This window comes from Paenibacillus sp. LPE1-1-1.1, from assembly GCF_040676435.1.
In the GTDB taxonomy this organism is placed as follows: Bacteria; Bacillota; Bacilli; order Paenibacillales; family Paenibacillaceae; genus Pristimantibacillus.
The window spans coordinates 797,285-820,870 of sequence record NZ_JBEGHY010000012.1 but is presented as its reverse complement, the minus strand read 5'-3'; the positions used below and the strand labels follow the sequence as shown (position 1 = coordinate 820,870).

The 23,586-nt window shown below is 51.6% G+C and carries 17 protein-coding genes; all 17 read right to left on the bottom strand.

All coding sequences use genetic code 11. The features are described 5' to 3' along the window. Positions 1 to 292: 292 nt before the first annotated feature. The 17 genes from cysK to MRBLPE1_RS14045 all read right to left on the bottom strand — a co-directional run bounded on the left by cysK (position 293) and on the right by MRBLPE1_RS14045 (position 23,525). Positions 293 to 1,237, bottom strand: a complete 945-nt coding sequence (cysK, locus tag MRBLPE1_RS14125; protein ID WP_364146232.1) for a cysteine synthase A — start codon at positions 1,235 to 1,237, stop codon at positions 293 to 295. Between the two features lie 75 nt (positions 1,238 to 1,312). Continuing rightward, entirely contained in the window at positions 1,313 to 3,196 is a 1,884-nt protein-coding gene (locus MRBLPE1_RS14120; protein WP_364146230.1) for an ABC transporter ATP-binding protein, read from the bottom strand. Next, the gene (locus MRBLPE1_RS14115) at positions 3,171 to 4,934 is read right to left on the bottom strand and encodes an ABC transporter ATP-binding protein (protein WP_364146228.1); all 1,764 of its coding nucleotides are present in this window, start codon (positions 4,932 to 4,934) and stop codon (positions 3,171 to 3,173) included. Before MRBLPE1_RS14115 ends, MRBLPE1_RS14120 begins: the two co-directional genes overlap by 26 nt. A gap of 33 nt (positions 4,935 to 4,967) precedes the next feature. Further along, entirely contained in the window at positions 4,968 to 6,794 is a 1,827-nt protein-coding gene (locus tag MRBLPE1_RS14110) for an ABC transporter ATP-binding protein (protein ID WP_364146226.1), read from the bottom strand. Then, a complete protein-coding gene (locus MRBLPE1_RS14105) occupies positions 6,778 to 7,377 on the bottom strand; it encodes a PadR family transcriptional regulator (protein ID WP_364146224.1) in 600 nt (199 codons plus the stop codon). Before MRBLPE1_RS14105 ends, MRBLPE1_RS14110 begins: the two co-directional genes overlap by 17 nt. A 212-nt stretch (positions 7,378 to 7,589) precedes the next feature. Beyond that, complete coding sequence (locus MRBLPE1_RS14100) at positions 7,590 to 8,564, bottom strand: aldo/keto reductase family protein (protein ID WP_364146222.1); 975 nt, start codon at positions 8,562 to 8,564, stop codon at positions 7,590 to 7,592. 41 nt (positions 8,565 to 8,605) lie between these two features. Beyond that, positions 8,606 to 9,973, bottom strand: a complete 1,368-nt coding sequence (locus MRBLPE1_RS14095; RefSeq protein WP_364146220.1) for an LLM class flavin-dependent oxidoreductase — start codon at positions 9,971 to 9,973, stop codon at positions 8,606 to 8,608. Between the two features lie 16 nt (positions 9,974 to 9,989). Further along, positions 9,990 to 10,742: an oxygen-insensitive NADPH nitroreductase gene (nfsA, locus tag MRBLPE1_RS14090; protein ID WP_364146218.1), complete on the bottom strand. Its 753-nt coding sequence runs from the start codon at positions 10,740 to 10,742 to the stop codon at positions 9,990 to 9,992. Positions 10,743 to 10,765: 23 nt separating this feature from the next. Next, positions 10,766 to 12,088, bottom strand: coding sequence for an LLM class flavin-dependent oxidoreductase (locus MRBLPE1_RS14085; protein ID WP_364146216.1), 1,323 nt, complete (start codon positions 12,086 to 12,088; stop codon positions 10,766 to 10,768). A gap of 26 nt (positions 12,089 to 12,114) precedes the next feature. Then, on the bottom strand, positions 12,115 to 13,485 hold the full coding sequence (locus tag MRBLPE1_RS14080) for an ABC transporter substrate-binding protein (RefSeq protein ID WP_364146214.1): 1,371 nt from the start codon (positions 13,483 to 13,485) through the stop codon (positions 12,115 to 12,117). Between the two features lie 40 nt (positions 13,486 to 13,525). Then, positions 13,526 to 14,842 carry an LLM class flavin-dependent oxidoreductase gene (locus MRBLPE1_RS14075; RefSeq protein WP_364146212.1) on the bottom strand — a complete coding sequence of 439 codons (1,317 nt, stop codon included), beginning with the start codon at positions 14,840 to 14,842 and terminating at the stop codon, positions 13,526 to 13,528. Continuing rightward, positions 14,839 to 16,176 carry an LLM class flavin-dependent oxidoreductase gene (locus MRBLPE1_RS14070; protein WP_364146210.1) on the bottom strand — a complete coding sequence of 446 codons (1,338 nt, stop codon included), beginning with the start codon at positions 16,174 to 16,176 and terminating at the stop codon, positions 14,839 to 14,841. Before MRBLPE1_RS14070 ends, MRBLPE1_RS14075 begins: the two co-directional genes overlap by 4 nt. 268 nt (positions 16,177 to 16,444) lie before the next feature. Beyond that, positions 16,445 to 17,419, bottom strand: a complete 975-nt coding sequence (locus MRBLPE1_RS14065) for a carbohydrate ABC transporter permease (protein WP_364146209.1) — start codon at positions 17,417 to 17,419, stop codon at positions 16,445 to 16,447. Between the two features lie 23 nt (positions 17,420 to 17,442). After that, positions 17,443 to 18,309: a carbohydrate ABC transporter permease gene (locus MRBLPE1_RS14060; RefSeq protein ID WP_364146207.1), complete on the bottom strand. Its 867-nt coding sequence runs from the start codon at positions 18,307 to 18,309 to the stop codon at positions 17,443 to 17,445. Continuing rightward, complete coding sequence (locus MRBLPE1_RS14055) at positions 18,306 to 20,576, bottom strand: DUF5696 domain-containing protein (protein ID WP_364146206.1); 2,271 nt, start codon at positions 20,574 to 20,576, stop codon at positions 18,306 to 18,308. Before MRBLPE1_RS14055 ends, MRBLPE1_RS14060 begins: the two co-directional genes overlap by 4 nt. Then, the gene (locus MRBLPE1_RS14050; RefSeq protein WP_364146204.1) at positions 20,573 to 22,726 is read right to left on the bottom strand and encodes a YIP1 family protein; all 2,154 of its coding nucleotides are present in this window, start codon (positions 22,724 to 22,726) and stop codon (positions 20,573 to 20,575) included. Before MRBLPE1_RS14050 ends, MRBLPE1_RS14055 begins: the two co-directional genes overlap by 4 nt. A 16-nt stretch (positions 22,727 to 22,742) precedes the next feature. Then, positions 22,743 to 23,525 (bottom strand): carbohydrate ABC transporter permease, encoded by a 783-nt coding sequence (locus tag MRBLPE1_RS14045; RefSeq protein WP_364146202.1) that lies wholly within the window; start codon positions 23,523 to 23,525, stop codon positions 22,743 to 22,745. Positions 23,526 to 23,586 lie beyond the last annotated feature (61 nt).

The window sequence follows — 23,586 nt, the reverse complement described above, 5'->3', positions numbered from 1 at the left end:
AATTAACTGGAATTTCTCACGTTAAGTTAGCTATATTCAACTGGCCTTTTGAGATAGATGGAATTTCTCCCGTTAATCCATTGGTTTCGCGTCAAATTCTCCTATTTGCTCAGAATTAGATGGAGCTTTTCCAGCTAAATTCCTTATAAAGCGGAAATCCATCTATTTACCAGGTGAAATTCCAGCTATCTTGATTGGGCGGCTAATGGATGCGGACGGATATAAACAAAAACGAACAGCCGTCCGGCGCACAAGCCGACAGCTGTTCGTTTACTCCATTTCACAATCTCTCTTAGAGCTGCTGCTCTTGCTGATACAGCACCGTCGATAAATACCGCTCGCCGTTGCTCGGAATGACCGCGACAACCCGTTTGCCGGTACCCAGCTCCTGCGCCAATTGAATGGCCGCAAATACGGCCGCCCCTGAAGAGATGCCGCCTAAAATGCCTTCCTGCTTCGCTACTCTTCTTGCCGTTTCAAAAGCGTCCTCATTGGTAACCTGAATGATTTCATCATATATACCCGTATCCAAAATCGAAGGAACGAAGCCCGCTCCGATTCCTTGGATCTTGTGGAGCCCTGGCGTCCCTCCCGATAATACGGGCGAGGAGGTCGGCTCAACGGCTGCGATGCGAATACCCGGGAACCGCCCGCGCAATATTTCGCCCGCGCCCGTAATCGTACCGCCGGTACCCACTCCCGCAACAAAGCCGTCCAGCCTGCCATCCAGCGACTCGATCGCTTTTACGATTTCGGGGCCAGTCGTTTCGCGGTGGATTTTCACGTTGGCCGGGTTATCGAATTGCAGCGCCGGAAAATATTCGGGATGCTTCGCTTGGAGCTCCTGCGCCGTTCGAATCGCGCCCTTCATTCCTTCGGATCCCGGCGTAAGCACCAGCTCCGCCCCGTAAGCCCGCAGCAGATTGCGGCGCTCCAGGCTCATTGTCTCCGGCATAACCAAAATGGCTTTATAGCCTCTGGCTGCTGCGACCAAAGCGATGCCGATGCCCGTATTGCCGCTCGTTGCTTCAATAATCGTATCGCCCGGCTTCAGCTTTCCTTCACGCTCCGCCTCTTCAATAATGCTGATCGCAATACGATCCTTGACGCTGCTGCCGGGATTAAAAAACTCCAGCTTCAAATAAATTTCGGCGCTGCCTTCCGGCACCACCTTATTTAATCGAACGAGCGGCGTGCTTCCAATTAAATCGGTAATATTGCTTACGACAAGACTCATGTGATCTACCTCCTGCTATAGTAAAGGCCTTGCGGCACGTGCCGATTCTTAAAGGGCGATGCAGCTAACTGCCGGCTATACCGCTACATTGCCCTGCGAATGCTCATAAAGCTCCTTGTAGTGGCCGTCATGCTCAAGCAGCTCTTGATGATTGCCCTGCTCCACGATCTCGCCGTGGCTCATGACGATGATCCGGTCCGCCTGCATGATGGTAGACAACCGGTGCGCGATGACAATCGTCGTTCGATCCTGGGATACGACCTGAAGCGCATTCTGGATCAGCTGCTCCGTGTGCGAATCCAGATTCGCGCTTGCCTCGTCCAAAATAAGCACCTTTGGCTTGAAAACGATAATTCTGGCGAAGGAGATAAGCTGGCGCTCGCCGGCCGACAGGCCGCTGCCGCGCTCCGACAGCTTCGTCTCGTACCCGTCCTTCAGCTTCTTGATAATCGTATCCGCCCCGACAAATTCGCAGGCGCGGATAACCTCCTCGCGGGAGATCGACTCATCAAACATTCTAATATTTTCGATGATGCTGCCCGAATAAAGGTAAGGTTCCTGCTGTACAAGCCCGACCAGCCGGTGGAGCGTGGCCTGCGGAATGTCTCTCACATCCGTCTCATCGATGAGAATGCTGCCTTCCTTCACATCATAGAAGCGGCATAACAAGCTGATCAGCGAGCTTTTGCCTGCTCCGGTCGTCCCCACCACGCCGATGAGCTCGCCGGAACTAATGTGCAGATCCAAATCGCGGATGATCGGTATCCCTTCCTCGTAAGAAAAGGAGATTCGGTTAAAGTCGATCCGTCCTTTTACCTGCTCCAGGCTGAGACTCGACATGGAAGCCTGATGTTCATCCGCTTCTTCGCCCAGCTCTTCCTTCCGCAAATCCACATGGTCCAGCCCGCGATCCGTAACATCCGGCTTATTCGCAAACACGCTCCAAATTCGGGTAACGGCCACCGTGGCCGACTGGAGCGTATTCCACTGCTGCGTGATCGTATTAATCGGCTGAAAAAACTGGCGGATATACGTAATGAATGCATAAAGCACCCCAAATTCAAGCTGCTGCCCGAGCACGGCATTGCCGCCGATCCACGTTACGAAAGCAATCGATAAATTGCTCAAAATATCAAAGGTCCGGCCAAACACGACATTCGTCCGGATTTCCCGAAGATTCGCCTTGAAATACAAGCCGTTTCGCTCATTGAACTGCTTTTCCTGTTCCTTTTGCTGGTGGAACACCTGCACCAAATTCATGCCGGACAAATTTTCGGCTACAAAAGCGACCAAACGGGATAATCTCGTCCTAGCAAGCTGATAGGTCGTACGCATAAAGGAACGGAAGGCAATGGCGATTGCCCATATGATCGGAAGCAGGATTAAGCAATACAGCGCCAGCTTCGTGTCCAGCTGAAACATCATTACAATAATGAAGACCAGGGTCAGACCGTCGCGGAACAGGCTCAGCAGCACTTGATTAAAAAATTGATTGAGCGCCTCTGTATCACTCGAAACATGCGTAATGAGACTGCCGCTCGACATGCGGTCGAAATAACGCATCGACTGCTTCAAAATATGTCCGAACAGCTGCTTGCGAATACGCGACACGATGCTTTGGCCGATATTTTGGAGCAGATTGTTTTGGAAATAAGTAAAAAGCAAGCTCGACAAAGATAAACCAAAATATATAAAACAAATCGTAAGCAGGCCTTTGAAATCGTTTTTGCCGGATAATAAATTATCATCAATCGCTATTTTCATCAAAAAAGGCTGCAGCAAATCCGATAAGATGGCAATCAATGTACAGCAAAATACGCCGATGAATGCCCATAAATGCGGTTTTGCATAGCCGAACAGCGTACGGAAGGCAGATACATATTCCGGCTTCTGTTCCGGCTGATTAGGATCACCTTTCTGATCCGCCTGCCAATTATGAATGGCTTGTGCCGGTCGCATGTTGACTCCCCTCCTCCTGTATGGCATGAAGCGTTGCATAGAGACCTTGCTGCATCAACAGTTCCGCATGCGTTCCCCGCTGCACAATCCTGCCGTCGTCCAGCACAATAATTTCATCGGCATGCTTAATGGCGCTGATGCGGTGCGCAATGATGATCGTCGTTTTGCCGTTTCTTTCGCTTTGGAGCGCTTCAATAATATCCTTCTCCGTCACCGCGTCTACCGCGCTGACGCTATCGTCCAGAATCATAATCGGAGCATTCTTGATGATTCCCCGCGCAAGGCTCGTTCGCTGGCGCTGGCCGCCCGATAAGGTTAAGCCGCGCTCGCCGAGCCTGGTTTCGAACTGATTCGGCAGTTCAACGATGTTATCGTAGATTTGGGCATGCTTTGCGGCAGCCTCAACGGCATCAAGGTCAAGCTCCCGGTTAGAGAATGCGATATTTTCTTTAATCGTCGTGCTGAATAAGAAACCATCCTGGGGCACATAGGCAATTTGATTGCGCAAGCTCGCAAGCGTCATCTCTCTCACATCCGTCTGCCCGTAAACGATCGTGCCGGGAGGCGGATCAAAGGTACGGAGCAGCAGCTTCATCAAGGTTGTTTTCCCGCTGCCTGTGCGGCCGATGATCCCCAGGGTCGTGCCTGATTTTACATGCAAGCTGATATTTCGCAGCACGGGATTCGAAGCTTGATCGTAAGCGAAGGACAAATTCCGAACGGTAATGCCTGCTTCCTCCAAATCGACAGCCTTTGCATGCTCCAGCTCCACAATATCCGATTGCTGCGCAAGCAATCCGTTTAACCTCTCGAGCGAAGCGCGCGAGCGTTGAATGGAATTGATTACGTTACCAATTTGCTGAAGCGGATTCATCAGCATTCGGATGTAAAGCGTTAAGGCAACGAAATTACCAAGCGTAATCTGCTTCGCGATCGTCAAATAGCCCCCAAAGGCAAGCGCGATAATTAAAGCAATTGCGCCAAGAAACGGAATCAACGCTTGAAAGAAAGAAGAAACGCGCACGAGACGCAATTGATTATGCCTGATTTGCTCGACGGTTTTGCCAAAGCGCTCAATCATAATGTCTTCGACCGCGAATTTCTTGGTCACCCTTATCCCGCCGAATTGCTCTTCCGCGGTTTCCGTCATTGTGCCAAGCGCTTCCTGCACCTCAAGCGACCGCTTTCTAATAATCGGACCGAGGTAGACGACGATGACCGGGATCAGCAGCAGCGGGAAAACCGAAGCCAAAATTAAATAATAAGGAATATGGCTCAGCAGCATCATGGTTACTGCCGCGATTAGCAGCATCGTGGCGTTCGCGGTCGAGTTGACGCCCATGGAGATCGACTCGCGAACCGCGGTGACATCATTCATAAAGTAGCTGAGCAGCTTGCCGACGCCGTTTTTCGAATAAAACTTCTCGCTCATGTCGGTAAAATGCTTGAACAATCCCCGCCGGACAAGAAACTCGAATTTTCTTCCCACATACATAACCAAATACATCGCTAAGCCGTTAAACAGCACATGGCCGACGCCAATCAGCAGCAGCAGCAAGCTGTAGTCCACAATCAGCTTGCTTGTTAATCCGCCCAGCTGCAGCTTATCCGTAAACTGTCCCAGCACCTTTGGGTAAAAAACATTAATCAAGTTAGAAATCAAATGGAAAAAGATCGAGACCAGGTAGATATACCACGTTTTCCGAAAAAAATCCGTCAGTATTCTTTTTGATTTCAAAAAACGATCACTTCCTAGATTGGAGTATTTTCCTTACGCTTCATCCGTTTGCGGGAATTGCAGTTCATACAGCTGGTTGTAACGGCCTTGCAGTTCCAGCAGCTCGTCATGCGTGCCATGCTCCACGATTTTGCCCTGCTCCAGCACGTAAATCCGGTTTGCCTTCTGAATGGTAGATAAACGATGCGCAATTACTAGACAGGTCCGGCCTTGCAGCAGCTGCGCCAGCGCATCCTGGATATGCTGCTCCGATTCCGTGTCAAGCGAAGCGGTGGCTTCGTCCAGAATGATGATCCGCGGATTTTTCAGAATAGCCCTGGCAATCGAAAGCCGCTGCTTTTGGCCGCCTGACAGCTTTACGCCCCGTTCGCCAATTTGCGTCTCGTAGCCCTGCGGAAAGGAATCGATAAAACCGGCAGCATTCGCCGCTTCAGCCGCCGCCATAACTTCCGCATCCGTCGAATGATGATTGCCGTAACGGATATTTTCCGCAATCGAACCGTTGAACAAGACGATGTCCTGCGATACAATCCCGATTTGCTCTCTTAGCGAGGCTAATGTGACATCCTTTAACGAATAACCGTCAATCGTTATTTCTCCGGACTGCGGATCATAAAATCTGGCAATGAGATGCGCAATCGTTGTTTTGCCCGAACCCGATGATCCGACCAGCGCGGTCACCTTGCCTGCCTCCAGCTCCAAATGAAAGTCTTTGAGAACGGCCGAGTCGCTCGAATAAGCAAAATCGATTTGATTAAAAACGATATGCCCGTTCACAACGGGAAGCCTGCGCGCATCCTTCCGCTCAACGATTTCGGCTTTTGTGTTCATGACCTCCATAATGCGCTCATAAGCGGCAGCGGATTGCTGAATCGTATTCATGATGCGGCTAAAATGGCGAACCGGATTTTGCAATAAACGCAGATAAGCGATAAACGCCACAATGGTGCCCACGGTCATCTGGTCCTTCATCGCCAGCCAAGCGCCGAAGACCAGCACGATCGCGAGACCAAGAAAATTAAGAAAATCGATAATAGGTTCATAAGCGGCCCGCAAGCGGGTCACCTGAATATTCGCATCCATGTTCCGCAGCGTTCGTTCCGAGAAACGCTCCGACTCGTATTCCTCAGCGGTAAACGCTTTGATGAGCCTGATGCCCGTCAGCGTATTTTGCAGATGGTCGCTGACGTCAGCCACGGACTCCTGCACCGTTCGGAACGATGAACGCATTCTCTTGCCAAAAAACTTCGTCGTCAAAATCATAAACGGGAAGGTCGCGAGCAGAAGCAAAGTGAGTTTCCAATCGATCCAAAGCATATAAACCGCAATGGCCGTAAAGGTGAAGAAATCGGTAAATAATTGCATCATGCTGGAGGAAATCATCTGCTGAAGGATGCTTACGTCGTTCGTGACGCGTGACATCAAATCACCGGTACGATTGCGGTCAAAGAAGGAAATATCCAAGCTTTGCATATGCCGGTAAAGCTCATTGCGAAGATTGTAAAGCACTTTTTGCCCGACGGAGGCCATGAGCGAGGTACTGATATACCGCAGGGCGCCTAACGCGACAGCCGAGCCCAATACTCCTCCGCCAATCAAAATAAGCTTGCTGAACAGCTGGTTCGGGATAATATGGTCGATGGTATAACGAGTCAATTGCGGCACGATGAATTCCAGCAGCGAAATGGCGATTACGCAGGCTATCGAAGCAATCAATAGCGGCAGCTGCGTCCGGGCATGCCTAAAGATTCGTACAAACATGCTGTAAATGCTTGCCGGCTTTGCCTTCTCGCCGTTGCCGAATTTCCCCATCCCGCCGCCTTGCCTGTACATGGGGGCCGATTTAAGATTGCTGCTCATAGGCATTACCCCCGCGATTGCTTTCTTCTTCAGAAGCGATTTGACGCAGCGCGAGCCGCAATTGATCGAGCACGATGCGCAGCTGCACCGCTTTGCCGGCATCGCCCACGGCCGTCCGTTCAGCTGCCTTCAATAAATGAAGCAGCTCCTTGCCCGCGGGCGTTAACCGCCGATTAGGCTTGTTCCGGTCACAAGGCGCCCCCTCTTCATCCGGGCTGCCAAACTCCCGGCGCTCTGACGGATCAATGCCGTTTTCCTTCTCCTCAAGCAAATAAGCCCTGCCTTCATCCGTGATTTCAAATACCTTCTTGCCGTCCTGCTTTGAGGATTCCACGAATCCCTGGTCCCGCAGCATTTGCAGGGTCGGATAGATCGAACCGGCACTCGGCTTGTAGGTGCCGCCCGATTGATCCTCAAGCGCCTTCATCATCTGATAGCCATGCATGCTCTCCTTCTCCAGCAGCTCCAGCAGCGCAAACTTCACTCCGCCGCGGCTGAAATAGCGCCTGCCCGAGCCCGTGTTATCCCTTTCAAGCGCATGGTGCAAAAATAATCGTTCCTCTGGCTGCCATCCTTCAGTCATTCCGAAATCTCCTCCGTTAACGATATATCGTATTAATTAGAATACTATACGATATATCGTTAATTGGCAATCATTAGTTACGGAATCAACCGCTTCATCGCATTCCTTGTTAACCGCCTGCTGATTTCCACCTGCTTTTTACCCATGACAAAATCCAGTAAAGAAGCATTCTTTACTGGATTTGCATTTGCTTTCATTCCATGCAATCGGTATTAGAATTTGCCTTTGGAAGCTGCCGGATCATTATCTATAATGGACGAGATGCGCTCTAACGTATTTCCGTCGAGCACGATCCCCGAGGCCTTCGCGTTTTCTTCTACCTGCTCGGGACGGCTCGCTCCGACCAATGCGCTGGATACGTTAGGCTGGCGCAGAATCCAAGCAAGAGATAGCTGACCGACCGTAATATCAAGCTCAGCCGCGATACCCTTCAGCTGCTCTACCTTTGTAAGCTTCTCTTCCGTAATTTTATTTTTAAAGTTTTCATGCTTCGCCGCGCGAGACTCGTCAGGAACTTGATTGTCTGCCGTATATTTACCTGTTAACAGGCCTTGCGCAAGCGGTGAAAAAACAACCTGGCCAAAGCCCTTTTTGAGCCCGAGGGGAATAATTTCCTTCTCGATGTAACGCTCAAATAAGTTGTAGATCGGTTGGTTGACCACAATGCGGTCGAGCAAATATTTGTCCGCAATCGCGAAGGCTTCCGTAATTTGCGCCGCCGTCCATTCGCTGACGCCGACATAATGGACCTTGCCTTGGCGAACCAAGTCCTCGAATGCGCGAAGCGTTTCTTCGAGCGGCGTCTCCGTATCAAAGCGGTGGCTGTAGAAGACATCCACATACTCGAGTCCAAGCCGCTTTAAGCTTGCGTTTGCCGATTCGATCACATGCTTTCGGGATAAGCCGCGGTCATTCGGCCCGTCGCCGATTTTTCCGTAAACCTTCGTTGCAAGCACATAAGATTCGCGGGGATAAGCCCGGAGTGTTTCCCCCACAACCTTCTCTGCCTCGCCCTTCGCGTATACGTTGGCGGTGTCAAAGAAATTAATGCCGAGGTCGTACGCGGTTTGAATCGACTTCACCGCATTCTCGCGCTCTACGTAGCCACCATACGTAAGCCAGCTTCCGAGACTGATTTCACTAACCTTTAAACCGCTTGCTCCTAAATTCCGATATTGAACGGACATCAAAAAAACCTCCTCAGATTTTTGGAAATACGATCGTTCTGCTAACCGTTTTGCGATTTTAGTTTTTTTTCTTCTTTCCCTAATGCCCAGATTGCTTTATGTTTGTTTTCGGGCTTTGCCAGGCCCAAATTTTCGCGAAGCGTTTTCCCCTCGTATGCGGTACGGAATAGTCCGCGGTTTTGCAGCTCGGGGATGACCTTATCGACAAACGTCTCGAAGCCGCTGTAATAAATATGGGGCAAAATGTTAAAGCCGTCTGCACCGTTATTTTTAATCCAGCTTTCAATAAAATCCGCTGTCTGCAGGACGGAGCCGGTGAACGATACATGGCCGTGGCCGGCAGCGCTGCGGGCAAGAAACTGGCGAATCGTCATTTTGTCCCGTATAGCCGCATCAACGACAACCTCTTGACGGCTCGTAATGCCCGTCGTTATTGCACCGTATGGCTTCGCCTTGTCAATTGGCACAAGGCCGTCGAGCGGGTATTCCGACAAGTCCACCGTAAAATAATTGGACAGCCTCTTCAGCGATTGCTTCGTATTCAACAACGCATTAAACTCTTCCTCGATCTCCCTTGCCTCCGCCGCCGTATCGGCCGTAATCGGACAAAGTCCCGGCATGATCAGCAATTGATCAGGCGTTCGTCCATGCTTTTGCAATCTTCCTTTCACATCCGCATAAAACGCCTGCGCGGCGCCAAGCGTTTGCTGTGCCGTGAAGATCACGTCAGCCGACTTGGCCGCAAGCTCCCTGCCGCTCTCCGAGGAACCTGCCTGAACCAGCACGGGATAGCCCTGCGGCGGACGCGGAATGTTGAGCGGTCCTTTTACCGAATGGTATTTCCCCTTAAAGTTGATCTCGTACACCTTGCTTGTATCCAGCGTCACCTCCGACACCCTATCGTAAATAAGCGCATCCTCTTCCCAGCTGTCCCAGAGCTGCTTCGTCACTTCGACGAACTCATCGCCGATCTCGTAACGCTTCGTCACCTCGGGATGCTCCGCCTTATTGAAGTTTTCCGCATCGGCCTGCGAATGCCCCGTAACGATATTCCAGGCTGCCCTGCCTTTGCTGATATGGTCGAGCGAAGCGAACTTTCGCGCCACATGAAAAGGATCGTTATACGTTGTGCTGACCGTCGCGATTAGTCCGACATGCTTGGTCAGCGCGGCCAGTCCCGCAAGAAGCGTAAATGGCTCCAGTCTTCTGCCGAGGCCCGAATAGTTGTCCGCGGTAAACAAGGAATCGAACAATCCGCGTTCGGCGATTTTTGCAATATTGGCGTAATAGCCGAGATCAAGGTCCTCCTTAGGGGTTGAGGCCGGATGCTTCCAAGCGGCTGCATGATGTCCGGCACCTCGCAAAAAAACGTTAAAATGCGCCTTCTTGTCCGATTTTGTATCGCTCATATGTCCTCCCCTTTCTCTACTTCAAACGAAAGCCTTGGCCCGTCAGAAAATCATGCAAATGGCCGCGAAGCCGCCCCGAGCTGAACCTTTTCTGCATCTCCAGCGACCATTTTGTAGCCTGGTCGCCGCCCTTCCCGCCTCCCTTGCGGGCTGCGTAATAACCGCGCGTGATCTCGTCGTAAGCCTCAATATCCTCTTTAAGCCCTTCTTTCTTATAGACTTCTTTATGGTAGACAGCGGTTAGCGGAAGCCTTGGACGAAGATCAGGCTCCTGATCCGGCACGCCGAGGGACAGGCCAAACACGGGATAAACAAGAGGCGGCAGCTCCAGCAAATCGGTAACGCCCTGCGGATTATTGCGGATCCCTCCAATGTAGACAATCCCGTAACCCAGCGATTCTGCGGCGATCGCCGCGTTCTGGGCGGCAAGGGTCGCGTCGATTGTCCCCAGCAGAAACAACTCTACATTTTGATGCAGCTCCGTGTCCTCATGCAAATTCGTCGCTACGGTTATCTTATTTAGATCTGCGCACCATACGAGAAAAACGGGGCTCTCGATGATATGCTGCTGATTGCCGGCAAGCTCCGCTAATTTCCGCTTCCGTTCCGGATCCGTTACGGCCACTATGGTGTAAGCCTGTATGTTAGAGGAGGTAGAGGCAGCCTGGGCTGCCAATATGATTTCCTCCAGCTTCTCCTCCGGAATCGGCGTGGACTTATATTTGCGGATCGAGCGATGGTTTTTCAATAATTGAATGGTTTCGTTCATAGCAGTCTCCTTGTCTCCGTTTCTTAGAAAATGGCCTTCTGTCCGTAACGGACGTTCGCCGGCCTTTCCAATCCCAGATTTTCACGTAAGGTAGTTCCCTCGTATTCCGTCCGGAACAAACCGCGATTTTGCAGCTCGGGAATGACCTTGTCGACGAATTGCTCCAACCCGCTGGGATAAATTTGCGGCATGACATTAAAGCCGTCCGCTGCTCCGTTAAGAAACCAGCTTTCGATGATGTCTGCCAGCTGAAGAGCCGTACCGGTAAAGGTAAAATGGCCTCTTGCTCCCGCCAGCCGGTTAATGAGCTGCCCCAGCGTCAAATGTTCATGGCGCGCGAGATCCAAGATGAGCTGATGCCGGCTTTTGTTGCCGTTCACATCCTCTGTCTCGCGAACCCCTTCCAGGGATAAGGGCTGATCGAGCGGGTGGTTCGAAAGGTCGATGCCGAGGCGTTCCGACAATCGCTTCACTGCGCTATCTTTGTTCACGAACTCAAATAGTTCGTTCTCGATCTCATAAGCCTGCTCCGACGTATCCCCGATAATAGGACTAATGCCGGGAAGGATCTTTAGCTGCTCCGGCGTTCTGCCGTATTTGGGAAGCCTGGACTTCACATCCCGGTAGAAGGCTTGAGCGCTTTCGATGCTTTGATGAGCGGTAAATATAACCTCCGCCGTCTTCGCCGCAAACTCCTTGCCGCTCTCGGAGGAGCCCGCTTGCACGAGTACCGGATAGCCCTGCGGCGGACGCGCGATGTTAAGCGGACCTTTCACCGAATAATATTTGCCTTTAAAATCGATCGTATGGACCTTATCCTTAGCCACGCGCGTTCCGGAGGCTTTGTCATTTAAGACAGCTCCGTCCTCCCAGCTGTCCCACAGCTGCTTCGCAACCTCTACGAATTCATCGGCTTCTTCATAGCGAAGGGCATGTTCGGGATGTTCATCCCGGCCAAAATTATGCGCGGCCGAGCCGGCTCCCGTTACGATATTCCAGCCTGCCCGCCCTTTGCTGATGTGATCCAGCGAAGCAAACTTGCGCGCCACGTGAAACGGCTCGTTATACGTCGTGCCCACGGTGGCAATCAGCCCGATATGCTTCGTCCTGCCCGCCAGCGCAGCCAGCTCCGTAAAGGGCTCCAGCTTGTTGGAGCGCCCGGAATAGCCGTCTGCCAAAAACACGGAATCCATGAGCCCCCTTTCTGCCGTCTGGGCGATCTTCAGCACCTGCTGAAAATCGAGATTGCGGTTCGGCTCAGACTCCGGGAGCCGCCATGATGCCTCATGGTGGCCGGTCCCGAACAAAAAGGCATTAAGATTCAACTTTCGCTGGGCATGACTCATATTGTATCTCCTCTCCAAAAGACAGCTTATTCACCGATCGTCGTTTTTAACGTTTCGACATCCTTATTAATTGCTTCAGTCGCTTTGCGAATGGCCGAGTTGACATCGAGCCCGTTAATCGCAAGATCCTCAGCCGCCTCAGTGAGACGTATGCTTATGCTTGATTCGTATGGATGGATGTAGTGCTCTTGACGCGGCTCGCCGATGAAAACGTTTTGTACCGTTTTGCCCTGCAGAACAGGAATCTCCGCGCCGTAGTCCTTCTCCAGCTCCGGGTTAATAACAGCCGGAACGCGGCCGTTCTTCGCGATAATGCGTTGTCCTTCATCGGATAAAATTTCCGCGATCACCTGGAACGCCTCGTCTTGATGAGGGCTTTGGCTATTGATCGCAATGGAGTGGATTTGGGCTTCCCTTGTTGTTCCAAGCTGGTCGCTAAAGTTCGGCGCCGGCGCGATATCCCAATTGAATTCCACGCCCTGCTGGCGCAGCTCCTCAAGCGGGCCGACCATGTTCGCGAGCCAGGATACGCGGATCGCGACATTCTGATCCTTCATAAAGTGATCGCGCGTCCAGTTCCAAGTGCCGTCCGGCGTGATATAGCCCGGTATTTCAAGGATCCGCTTGTAAAGTTCGAATACCCGCAGCCAATCCGGCGTATCCAGCGCGGCTTGACCGGTCTCGCGGTCCAAATAAGGAAGCCCCAGCGATTTGGACAGGCCTGTTAAATTATCCACGACCAGACCAATGTAATTGACTCCGTTCTCGGTTCTGGTCAGCTTCGTGCCAAGCTCAACCGCTTCATCCCATGTTAATTGTTTTTCTGTCGGGTACGGCACGCCGAATTTATCGAAAATATCTTTGTTGTAGTACATCACATGCTGATTAATATTGAATGGAAGCGCGAGTACGGCATCTCCTTTTCCCTTCGTTATGTCTTTGATATAGTCGTATCCGATGGGCTTAAGCCGGCTTTCATCAAAATTGTGTTTTTTGATCAGCTCCCGCAAATCTTGATAAACGCCCGTACGGATAACGCGCTGCTGCACGCTGCCGAAAATAATATCCGGCACATGCGTCGATAAAACCTCCTCCGGCGTCGTCGTCGCAGCCGGCGTAATGCGTTCAATCGTCACGTTCGGGTATTTCGCATGGATCGGCCCTGCGATCATGGCTTCGAATTCCACATCCGTAAACGTAGCGCCCGTTGAATAAAAGGTTAGTTTTAGCGGCTCGTCGCCCAGCTTCTTGAAATCCCCCTGCTCTGCCGAGCCTTTATCGGCACCCGGCGCATTTGACGCTGCATTCCCGCTTTCCGGAGCATTATTGCCCCCTCCGCATGCCGTGACCATTGCTGCAATTACGATTAAAATAAGGAAAGACCCCAACTTCTTCATCTGATATCCTCTCATTTCTATCAAGTAGTAGCGGTTCGTCTTAAACGCTCTGAAACTTGCGCGTATTGGCGGGACGGGCCAGACCCAGGCTCTCGCGCAGCGTCGTGCCTTCATATTCCGTGCGGAATATGCCGCGGTTCTGAAGCTCCGGTATGACCTTGTCTACGAAGATTTCCAGGCCTGTCGGAAAAAGCTGAGGCAGTACGTTAAAGCCGTCAGCCGCATGGTTTCGGAACCATTTCTCGATCAGATCGGCTGTCTGCAGAACAGATCCGGTGAACGTAATATGGCCATGCCCGCCATTGCTCCGATACAGCAGCTGCCGGATGGTGAAATTTTCCCTGCGCGCCGCATCCAGGATAACCTCTTGCCGGCTTCGGATGCCGTTAAACTCTTCGGCCGGCTTCGCTTTGTCGAGCGGCACCGGGGCATCCAATTCGTAATCATTTAAATTAACCGTGAACCGCTCGGATAAGCTGTCCAGCGCGCGCTTCGTATCCACAAAGGAATGCAGCTCCTCCTCCAGCTCGCGGGCCTCGGCTTCCGTATCGGCTACGATAGGGGCTAGACCCGGCAAAATAACGAGCTCATCGGCGGTTCTTCCGTACTTCGCCAGACGGGATTTCACATCGTGGTAAAACTCGCGGCCGGCATCGAAGGTCTGCTGCGCGGTGAAGATCACCTCTGCCGTTTTGGCTGCCAGCTCCTTGCCGAGCTCAGAGGAACCTGCCTGCACAAGCACCGGGTAACCCTGAGGCGGACGAGGAATGTTAAGCGGTCCTTTCACCGCGTACGTATGTCCTTTGAAGTTAATCTCATGGACCTTGTTCGAATCGACTAACTTGCCGCCCTCTTTGTCGAAGATGAGCGCATCGTCCTCCCAGCTGTCCCACAGCTGCTTCACGACTTCCACAAACTCCTCGCCCGTCTCATAACGCTGCGCATGCTCCGGATGTTCGTCTCTGCTGAAATTATGAGCGGCGGAGCCGGCGCCCGTAACGATGTTCCAGCCTGCCCTGCCTCCGCTGATATGGTCCAGCGAAGCAAACTGCCGCGCAACGTGAAACGGCTCGTTGTACACCGTACCCACCGTCGCGATCAAGCCGATATGCTCGGTGACGGAAGCTAATGCCGACAGCAGCGTAAACGGCTCCAGCTTGCTTCCGCCTCCTGCGTAACCATCCGCGAGAAAAACGGAATCCAGCTTGCCGCGTTCGGCAATTCTTGCAAGCTGTCCCAAATAATCAATGTCTAACTCCAGCTCGGGATGGGAGTCATCATGGCGCCATGCGCCTGCATGATGTCCCGTAGCCCTTAAAAATACATTCAAGTGAACCTTGCGATTTGCTTCGCTCATGATACATGCACCTCTTTTTCAGATGGTTGGATTTGACTGGCATTTGCCGGACGCGCAAGTCCTAAATGGCCGCGCAAGGTTTGCTCCTCGTAAGAGGTGCGGAACAGGCCGCGATTTTGCAGCTCTGGAATAACCTTATCTACAAACTGCTCCAGGCCGCTCGGGTAAATCTGAGGCATCAGGTTAAAGCCGTCCGCCGCGCCGTTCCGAAACCATTTTTCGATTTCATCGGCCAGCTGCAGCGGCGTGCCCGTAAAGGTGAAATGTCCTCTTGCTCCCGCCAAGCGGTTAATTAATTGCCTGAGCGTCGGCTGCTCCCGTTCGATCAAATCCAAGATGAGCTGATGGCGGCTCTTCATGCCGTTCACTTGATCCGTAGAATGCGCGCCGTCCAGGCTGACAAGATCATCCAGGGAATGCTGCGATAAATCGATGCCGAGCCGGGAGGACAACCGGTTAATCGCTCCCTCATGGTCGATAAGGCCGAACAACTGATCCTCGATATCCTTTGCCTCCGCCTCCGTATCTGCCAGAATCGGACTTAAGCCCGGCAAAATTTTCAGCTGGTCCGCCGTTCTCCCAAACGAGGCCAAGCGTGATTTCACGTCTTTGTAAAAAGCCTGGGCCTCGCCGAAGGTTAGCTGCGCCGTGAAGATCACCTCCGCCACCTTTGCCGCAAACGCCTTGCCGGTTTCTGAGGATCCAGCCTGCACGAGCACCGGATAGCCTTGCGGCGGGCGGGCGATATTGAGCGGTCCTTTTACGCGGTAATGCTTCCCTTCATAATCGAGCGGCCGGACCTTTGCGGGGTCAATGAGGATGTCGTTTATTTTGTCATTGCGCACCGCGTCATCCTCCCAGCTGTCCCATAATCCCTTCACGATTTCAACGAATTCCTCCGCCGATTCGTACCGCTCATGATGCTCGGGATGCTGACCTTTGCTAAAATGCTCGGCTGCCGGGCCCGCACCGGTTACGATATTCCAGCCCGCCCTGCCTTTGCTGATATGATCCAAGGATGCAAACTTCCGCGCAACATGGAACGGCTGGTTATAGGTCGTTTCGACCGTGGCAATCAAGCCGATATGCTTCGTTGCCGCCGCTAACGCCGATAACATCGTGAACGGCTCCAGCGAGCCCGAATGCGCCCAGTAGCCGTCTGCCAGAAACACGGAATCCAGCAAGCCCCTCTCGGCGATTTGAGCCAGCTTCAAATAGTGCTTGATATCCACCCCTTTATCCGGATGCGCATCTGGATGGCGCCACGAGGCTTCATGATGGCCCGAGGCTGCCAGAAACGCGTTTAGGTTAAGCTTCCGTTCCGGTCTGCTCATGCTTTCCATACCCCCAATAAAGTTTTTCACAAGCGTAAACGGCTGACGCCGTCATTGCGGCAAAAGCTCGTTTCGCGTTGAAATATAAGCAAAGTATAAGGATGAAATTTATACTTTCTTATATTTTAAAAAACAGCCAGAGCTGCCCTAAGGCATCTCCGGCTGTCCGGTCGATAATCCAATTAAGAATATAAGTTTAGTCGGCATTAATGCAAGTGCTAAGAATTTATCATCTCAAAATCATTCTGTCAACGATTGTTTTTAAGCCCTACTCCACTAAGCCCGTCCGTTCAACCCCTTCGATAAACCAACGCTGGGCAAACAGGTAAACGACGAGCAGCGGCATAATGATGAGGAACGACGCGGCCATTTTGACGGCTTCGGCATATACGGTAATCTCTCCCGCCCCTTCGGCCAGCTTCATTTCACCGGCCATTCTCGCCAGCGTGATCGATAACGGAACGTTTTCGGCCGTAAACATAAACAATGACGGAAAATAAAAATCATTCCAGTTCCATACGAACGAGAACAACACGACGACAACGGTTGCCGACCGGGATATCGGAAACATGACGCGAAAGAACATGCGGAAGGGTCCCGCTCCGTCCATCCGCGCCGCCTCGTCCAGCTCCTTCGGCAGCGTGGAATAGAAGGCGCGGTAGATTATGACGAACATCGCCCCCTTCAAGCCGTGACCGAATAAGGCCGGAACAACCATCGGCAAAAACGTGTTCAGCCAGCCGAACTCCTTAAAGAGCATGATCGATGGAAGAATCGTAATCTGCGGCGGCATAATAAACGTAAATAATAGCAAGGCTCCCCATACTTTTTTGAACGGGAAATCCAGCCTCGCAAACGCATAACCGGCAATCGCGCAGGAAAATACCTGCAGCACCGCCACCGAGGAAGCGAGCGTCATGCTGATAAGAAAGCTTTTGCCATAATTCAGCATGTCGGCCGCCTGCTGCAGATGCCCGAGAAAAATCGTTTTCGGCACCCAGATGACGGTCGGATCGAGAATGTTTTGGGCGTCCTTCACCATCGTCGTCACCATGTACAAAATCGGCTTAATGTAAATAAAGGCGACATTGATTAAAATAATATACACAAACAGCTTGAACAGCAGCCCTTTGTCGATCTCCGCTCCAAGCAGCCTATATCTCATCGCGTTTAAGCCTAGACGGAGCTTATCATCCGAATACAACCTCGCTGCTGCCCCGCTGCCTCTTTTGGCAATCTTCATCGACGCTCACCTCTCCTTCCTGCTTATCTTTTTCCTGATAGCGATTTGTCGACTCTGCTGTAAATGAATAAGGTCAGAAGCACAAAGCTCAGGATAATCGAAAAATAAATCCATGCCAGCGCGCTGGAGCTGCCATAGTTGCTCGTATTCACCCGGCTGACGATCGGATTGGACGGGAAGGTGAACAAGTCGACTACGGTGTACATTAAATTCAAGAAAATATAAGGAACGAGGCCCGGAAGCGTAATTTTCCAAAAGGTATTCCACGGACCCGACCCGTCGATGCGGGAAGCCTCGTATACGGAAGCCGGAAGCGTCTGCCGTCCCGCGAGGAAGATGAGAATTTGCACCCCCGAATACCAGAGCACGAGCACGAACGAGCTCATGACCTTTTGAATGGGAGCCGCCCATGCCCCGGGTACGTATTCCCGCAAATAATAATCGATTCTGAGCGTCTCCATGATGCTTAGCGAGCCTTCCCCCTGGGCGATAAACTCCTGAACGATTTGACCGGAGGAGAAAATAACCGGAAGAAAAAAGATCACCCGAAACAGCGTCCTCCCCGGGAAGCGCAGATTAAGCAAAATGGCGACTAAAAGCGAAAAGACAAGAATGATCGGGATCATCATGGCCGACTCTCTCAGAAAAGGAAACAGCTCCTCGTAGAGCAAGCTCCCGTTGGCAATCAAGATTTCCCTATAGTGGCTTAATCCGATAAACGTATAGTTCACGCTGTTGACCGTAATTTTGACCTGGTGGAAGCTCATATACAAGGAGTAGCCTAACGGAAACGCCACAAATACGAGAAAACCGAACACCCAAGGCGCAATAAACAAGGAGCCTTCAAGCTTCCTTACCGTCGCGGCTTCAAGCTTGCGGTTTAATTTCATTGCTTCGCTCCTCCTTCCATGACTGCAAAGTCTCTCGCCGGAACGAATAGGCCGTCTTCGCTGTAATCCGTATCATTGTAATTGACAACGATCCGGTAATCGCCGCCGTACACCGTTTCCTTCACATTTGGCGCCAGCGTGCGGTGGGCGGTTATATACCGGTCCTGCACGGCCGCTAACGCTTCATTCGTTCTCTCGTATTCCTGAAGCAAACCATCGATCCAATCCTTATAGTTCAGGCTGTAATACCAAAGCGAATACGATTTTTTCAAATCATCCGCTTGGTCTCCGCTGAGCACGTAAGCCGGATACGCGCCGTATTCGATGCTCCGCAGAAATCCATCGCCATATTCATTGCGCAGGTTCGACCATTCCAGCGTGTAGGTACGCAGGCCGTGAAGGACGATCTGGGCAAAAGGAATTTCCTCGCTGACGAATACGTCATACGAATAATCATCCGTCAGCCGGTGAACGTGATCCGTTTGATCCAGCGCATAGAAGTTCACATTGTTCGCCGCGGCCGAACCGAGGGCTGTCTTTGTTTTTTCCAAAATGCTGCGCTGCACACCGACGACATCCTCCCTGCCAGCTTGATAACGGCTGTTAAAATCGGTGTTTACCTGCTGGCCTATGCCATCCTCGAAATAGATGCCGTCCGCGCCCAAGCTTTTAAAGTCGTCCATGTCCTTCGATACAACCTTCTCGTAAAACTTAGGGCTGACAAACGCGGCGGCATCCTGATCCTCGTTTTTCTGCTCCTCCAGCACCGTACCCGCCAAGTTGCGCAAGCCGTCCCGCCTCCACCAGAACCGGTCATCCCCATTCGTATTCAGCGTATACTTCGCTGTTAAATACACTGGAATATTCAGGCTGTGCGCGAAGGAAATAAACTTTTGCATTCCGCTGTTTCCGCCTAAACGCTTATCTACGGGAAAATAACCGCCATGCGTGCTGTACCCGTCCTGCTGCCAGCCCGAATAATGGATCTGCATATGCTGAATCCCTTTATCGTAAATCTGGCGGACAAGCTCCGCCGCTTCTGACGTGGAGGTCGCTTTTAAATAGGCGTCACTGAACAGACCCTTCTCAATATCCGCTCCCACAATATCAACGAATAACGGAATATCCTTTTTGGGGGCTTGCAGCGGCTCGACGCCTTGTTCCTTGATTAAATAGTTGCGATACGCCTCAGCCATGCCCGCATAATCGCTTTTCTCAGGGAGCAGCGGATAATAACGCGTGGCGCGGGCATCCGCAATGAGCCTATCGCCGCTGTAGGTATAGAAGCCTTCCCCGGTGCTTTTGCTTACGCTTTGGAAGAACTTCTTCCGGTACTGCCATTCGGTGGTTGCCCAGTTTGAACGGCCCACAGAGCCGGAAGGCGCAGCGTAGACATTGGCAAACGCTTCGCCTTGGGAAATGACCGCAAGAAAGGCTTGATCGCCTGACTTCATGCCGTATACGGGCATCGCAATGCGCTGTCTGCCCGTATTTTCGTTGTAATAGGATAAATCCTGCCCATAGACGCTTTCATTATAGGTCAGCTGCTGCATCGTGCGGTCTTCTCCGAAGTTGATCAATGAGCCTGACCCGTCCGGCAGCAAAATGTAGCCTTCCTGGCCAACGGACGGCTGCGCTCCGAATAAGGGATAAAGTTTAATATTCAATAAGCTTAATGCGCCTTCCACGATGCCGGAATCGATAATTCTAGTCTCTACGTAATCGTCATGGAGACTTACCTCAATCGGAATTTTAAACTCAACCTTCGGCAGCGCAAAGGTCACCGTAAAGCCGTTATCGGTGGCTTGGAAATTTTCCAAATAACCCTGGTTCTCGATCAATCCGCCCGTTACCGAGGATGATTTGTAGTTTTTCGCATTGACGTATTCCACGATGACGGGCGATGACAGATTATTTTTCCACGTATTCGGCACCGTCTCTTCCTTCCAATACTGCGGGTCCGGATAGGAGCGCCATACCTTGCCGGTCGATTTGCTCAGCACCTGGAAATGGGCCGTCGATTTATCCGCGAGCAGCCTCAGCGTCTCTGACTCCGCGATCAGCTCAAATCCCGCTTCAGCTGGCAGGCCAGCCTTATACGGAGCTGCGCCATTCGCATCGAACTGGCCCGTGACAATGACCGCCTCTGCCGCCGGTTTGTTCCATAAGCCTGCTGCCAGAAAAGCCAGCCATCCTAACAGGGCCAGCACAGCGCCCAGTAGCACAAGCTTGGCGATGAGCTTAGGGTTATAATTGCGGACTGTCATCGGATGACCACCTCCTGGTACAAGGAATTGATAAAGTTGACCAATTCGATGCTGAGACTGATTAGAATAAAGATCAAAACAACGATAATGGCGAGAGCAAGCAGCGTTAAAAGAATGATAAAAATCGCTTCGATGAAGGTATAGTTATGAATGCCTTGAACCATCCAAATCAACAACAAGGCTGCCCATAATACGATCAGCAGCTTTAAGAAATTGTAGATCGAAAGCTCATTCAAGGTTAATACATTCGACAGCAACGTTACCGGTATTCCTATGAGAATAATCGGAAATAAGGCGTAAGAACTGCCGTACAAAACATCCCTGAACCGTCCCTCGCCGCGGAGCAGCGAGCTGATTAAATAATTGGCGACGACAAAGCCCAGCCAGATCCCGACAAATTGAACCGTGACGGGCAGCAGATCCACGCCGACATGCACAGCCGGATGGAAGATAAAGCTCGTTCCCGCTTGCATATACCCGTAAGAAGCTGCCGCGAGCGCGAACAGGATCAAGCTGCTTAGGATGCCAGCCTTATTCTCGTACCTAATCGCATAGAAGCCGTCGACCGGATGCCTCATAACATAAAATACATGGTTAAGCTGCTCGAGCAGCGGATGCCTCGGACGCGGCTTAGCCGCTCCCTTCCGCTTGAGGCGGAGCTTCGCGGAAAAGGTATTCCGCAGTAGATAGACGATGCCAAGCGCCAGCGCGATATTCATCAGCGTACCAAAGTTGCTTTGGAACCATTTTAACCGATTTTGCCAAAAGGATTCCGAATAGCCGTTTACGACACCCGCCTCATAAAACAGCTGCTCTGCTCTCTCGTAGTTCTCTTTCTTATAAGCAGCCTTTGCCAGCCCGATCAATGCGGGCGTATAATGGGCATTCAGCCGATGAACCTCGCTCCAAAGCGGTTCGCTTTGTTCGTACCTTCCCTCCTGCGTCAGTTGATTCGCTTCATGGACCAGGCTGCCGAACTCCGATAATCGGAGCACTTGAATAAAATTGTTGACGCTGTCCAGTATGAGCAGCTCGCCCTTGGAATTGCTTGCGATCGCCGCAGGCGTTTTTACAATCCCCGTCTTTGAAGTCGCCGTTATGACATCGCCGCCCCAGAAGAACAGCAAATTCCCATTCAAGTCATATTGGCTGACGATATTCCAGACCGAATCGATGACTGTAATATTGCCCGCTGAGTCTACGGTAATATCATTCAACTGGGGACTTATGCCCTGCTGCGTAAAATGAAAAAATTCGCCGTAGGATTTTTCAGGCTGCAGCGCGGCAAACTCCCCTTTTCCTTTGAGCTGATCGAGGCCTGCGATATTAAGCTTTTTGACCTGATCGGTTTGTATTTCTTTCGTAACGGTATAAATAAAGCCATTTTTGTCGATCGTTGCGTTCGCAATGGCCCCCGGCAGCTTCTTAAGTTCTCTTTGATACATCTCCCGCGTATAGACAAAACGTTTGAAGGCATCAAATAAAGAAAAAGCTACCCTGTTCGGACCGAAGAAGCTGATGAACTCGCCTTCGGGATCAAGCTGCACCAAGCCTTGGTAAGCGCCCAGCGTCGTTACATAAATAAAGCCCCGCTTATCTACGATGAGATTGACCGGATCATATTTGAATCCCGCAGGCAAATAGCTGGACTCGGGACGCCCGAAGGCCTTCAGCAGCTTCCCTTCCGGATCCAGCCTCACGACACGGTTATTCCCCGTATCCGCTACGTAAATCTCCCCCGCCTTGTCGACGTACAAGCCGCTCGGCTTCTTCAGCGGGCTCTCCTCCACCTTTATTTCGCGAATGTATTGCCCTTGCGCGTCCAGGTGCACGATACGGTTATTGCCGGTGTCCGCGATATAGATGTGATCCTTCTCGTCTACAAAAATATCCTTGGGCTGATTGAATTGCAGCTTTGCCGCTTCCCCTGCATCGGCGGCTCCGCTTGCTCCCGGTATCCGCACATTCGAACCGATAATGCCGGCAGGGATATAAGCCGCTTGCGTCTTGACCAGCTGTCCGAATCCATCCTTGTAATAGGTTTCGTACGGTAATTGCGAGGCTGCAGCCTGCAAGCCGGGCCACGCTATGTAAATCGCCGTAATCAGGACCATGATGACCGGACGAATCCGCAGCCTCCTGTTCTTCAAACGATTCCCCCCCTGTTTATTTGATACCCGAATGCGCCATGGTAGAAATGACCTTGCTTTGCAAAAGAATAAAGAAAATCAAGTTCGGAACGAGCATAATAAGCGCCGCTACGGCAGCCGCTCCCTGCCGGGCTACATTGTTCGCCAGATTGCTCGTCAGCGTCGATAAGAAAAAGGGGAAGTTTTTCATCTCGTCATCCTGCATGAACAGCATCGACGTCTCCACGTTGCTCCAAGAATTTTGAAAAGCAAGAATAGCGACCGTAGCTATGGCAGGCATACACATCGGAATGACGATGCGGGCAAATACAATGAATTCATTGGCGCCGTCGATCCTCGAGGCCTCCAGCAGCGAGTCGGGAATCTGATCCACGAACTGCTTGAGCAGGAAGACGGCGACCGGCAGCGCAAGCACAGGCAGCAGATGGCCCCAATACGTATTCATGATACCGAGGTTGCTCACCACCAGGTACCTCGGAATTTGTATCACCTCCGGCGTAAACATAAGCATAAGAATAATCGCGGCAAAAATAAATTTGCGCCCTGGGAACGGATGCTTTGACAACGGATAAGCGCACAGCGCGCTCACAACCGTCACGCCGGCCACGCTCGCTGCCGATATGAACAGGCTGTTGAACAAATAACGGGATACCGGAACGATCGAGTTCGAGGTTACCCAAAATAGCTCTACGAAGTTCTGGATGCTCGGCTCCTGCACGAAAAACCGAGGCGGATAAACAAATAACTCATGGTACGGCTTGAAGGCGTGATTAAAAATATAAATGATCGGAAGAATCATGATGACGGACAGCGCCAGCATGAACAGGTTAAAAATGATTTTCGCGGCTAGACTCGATTGT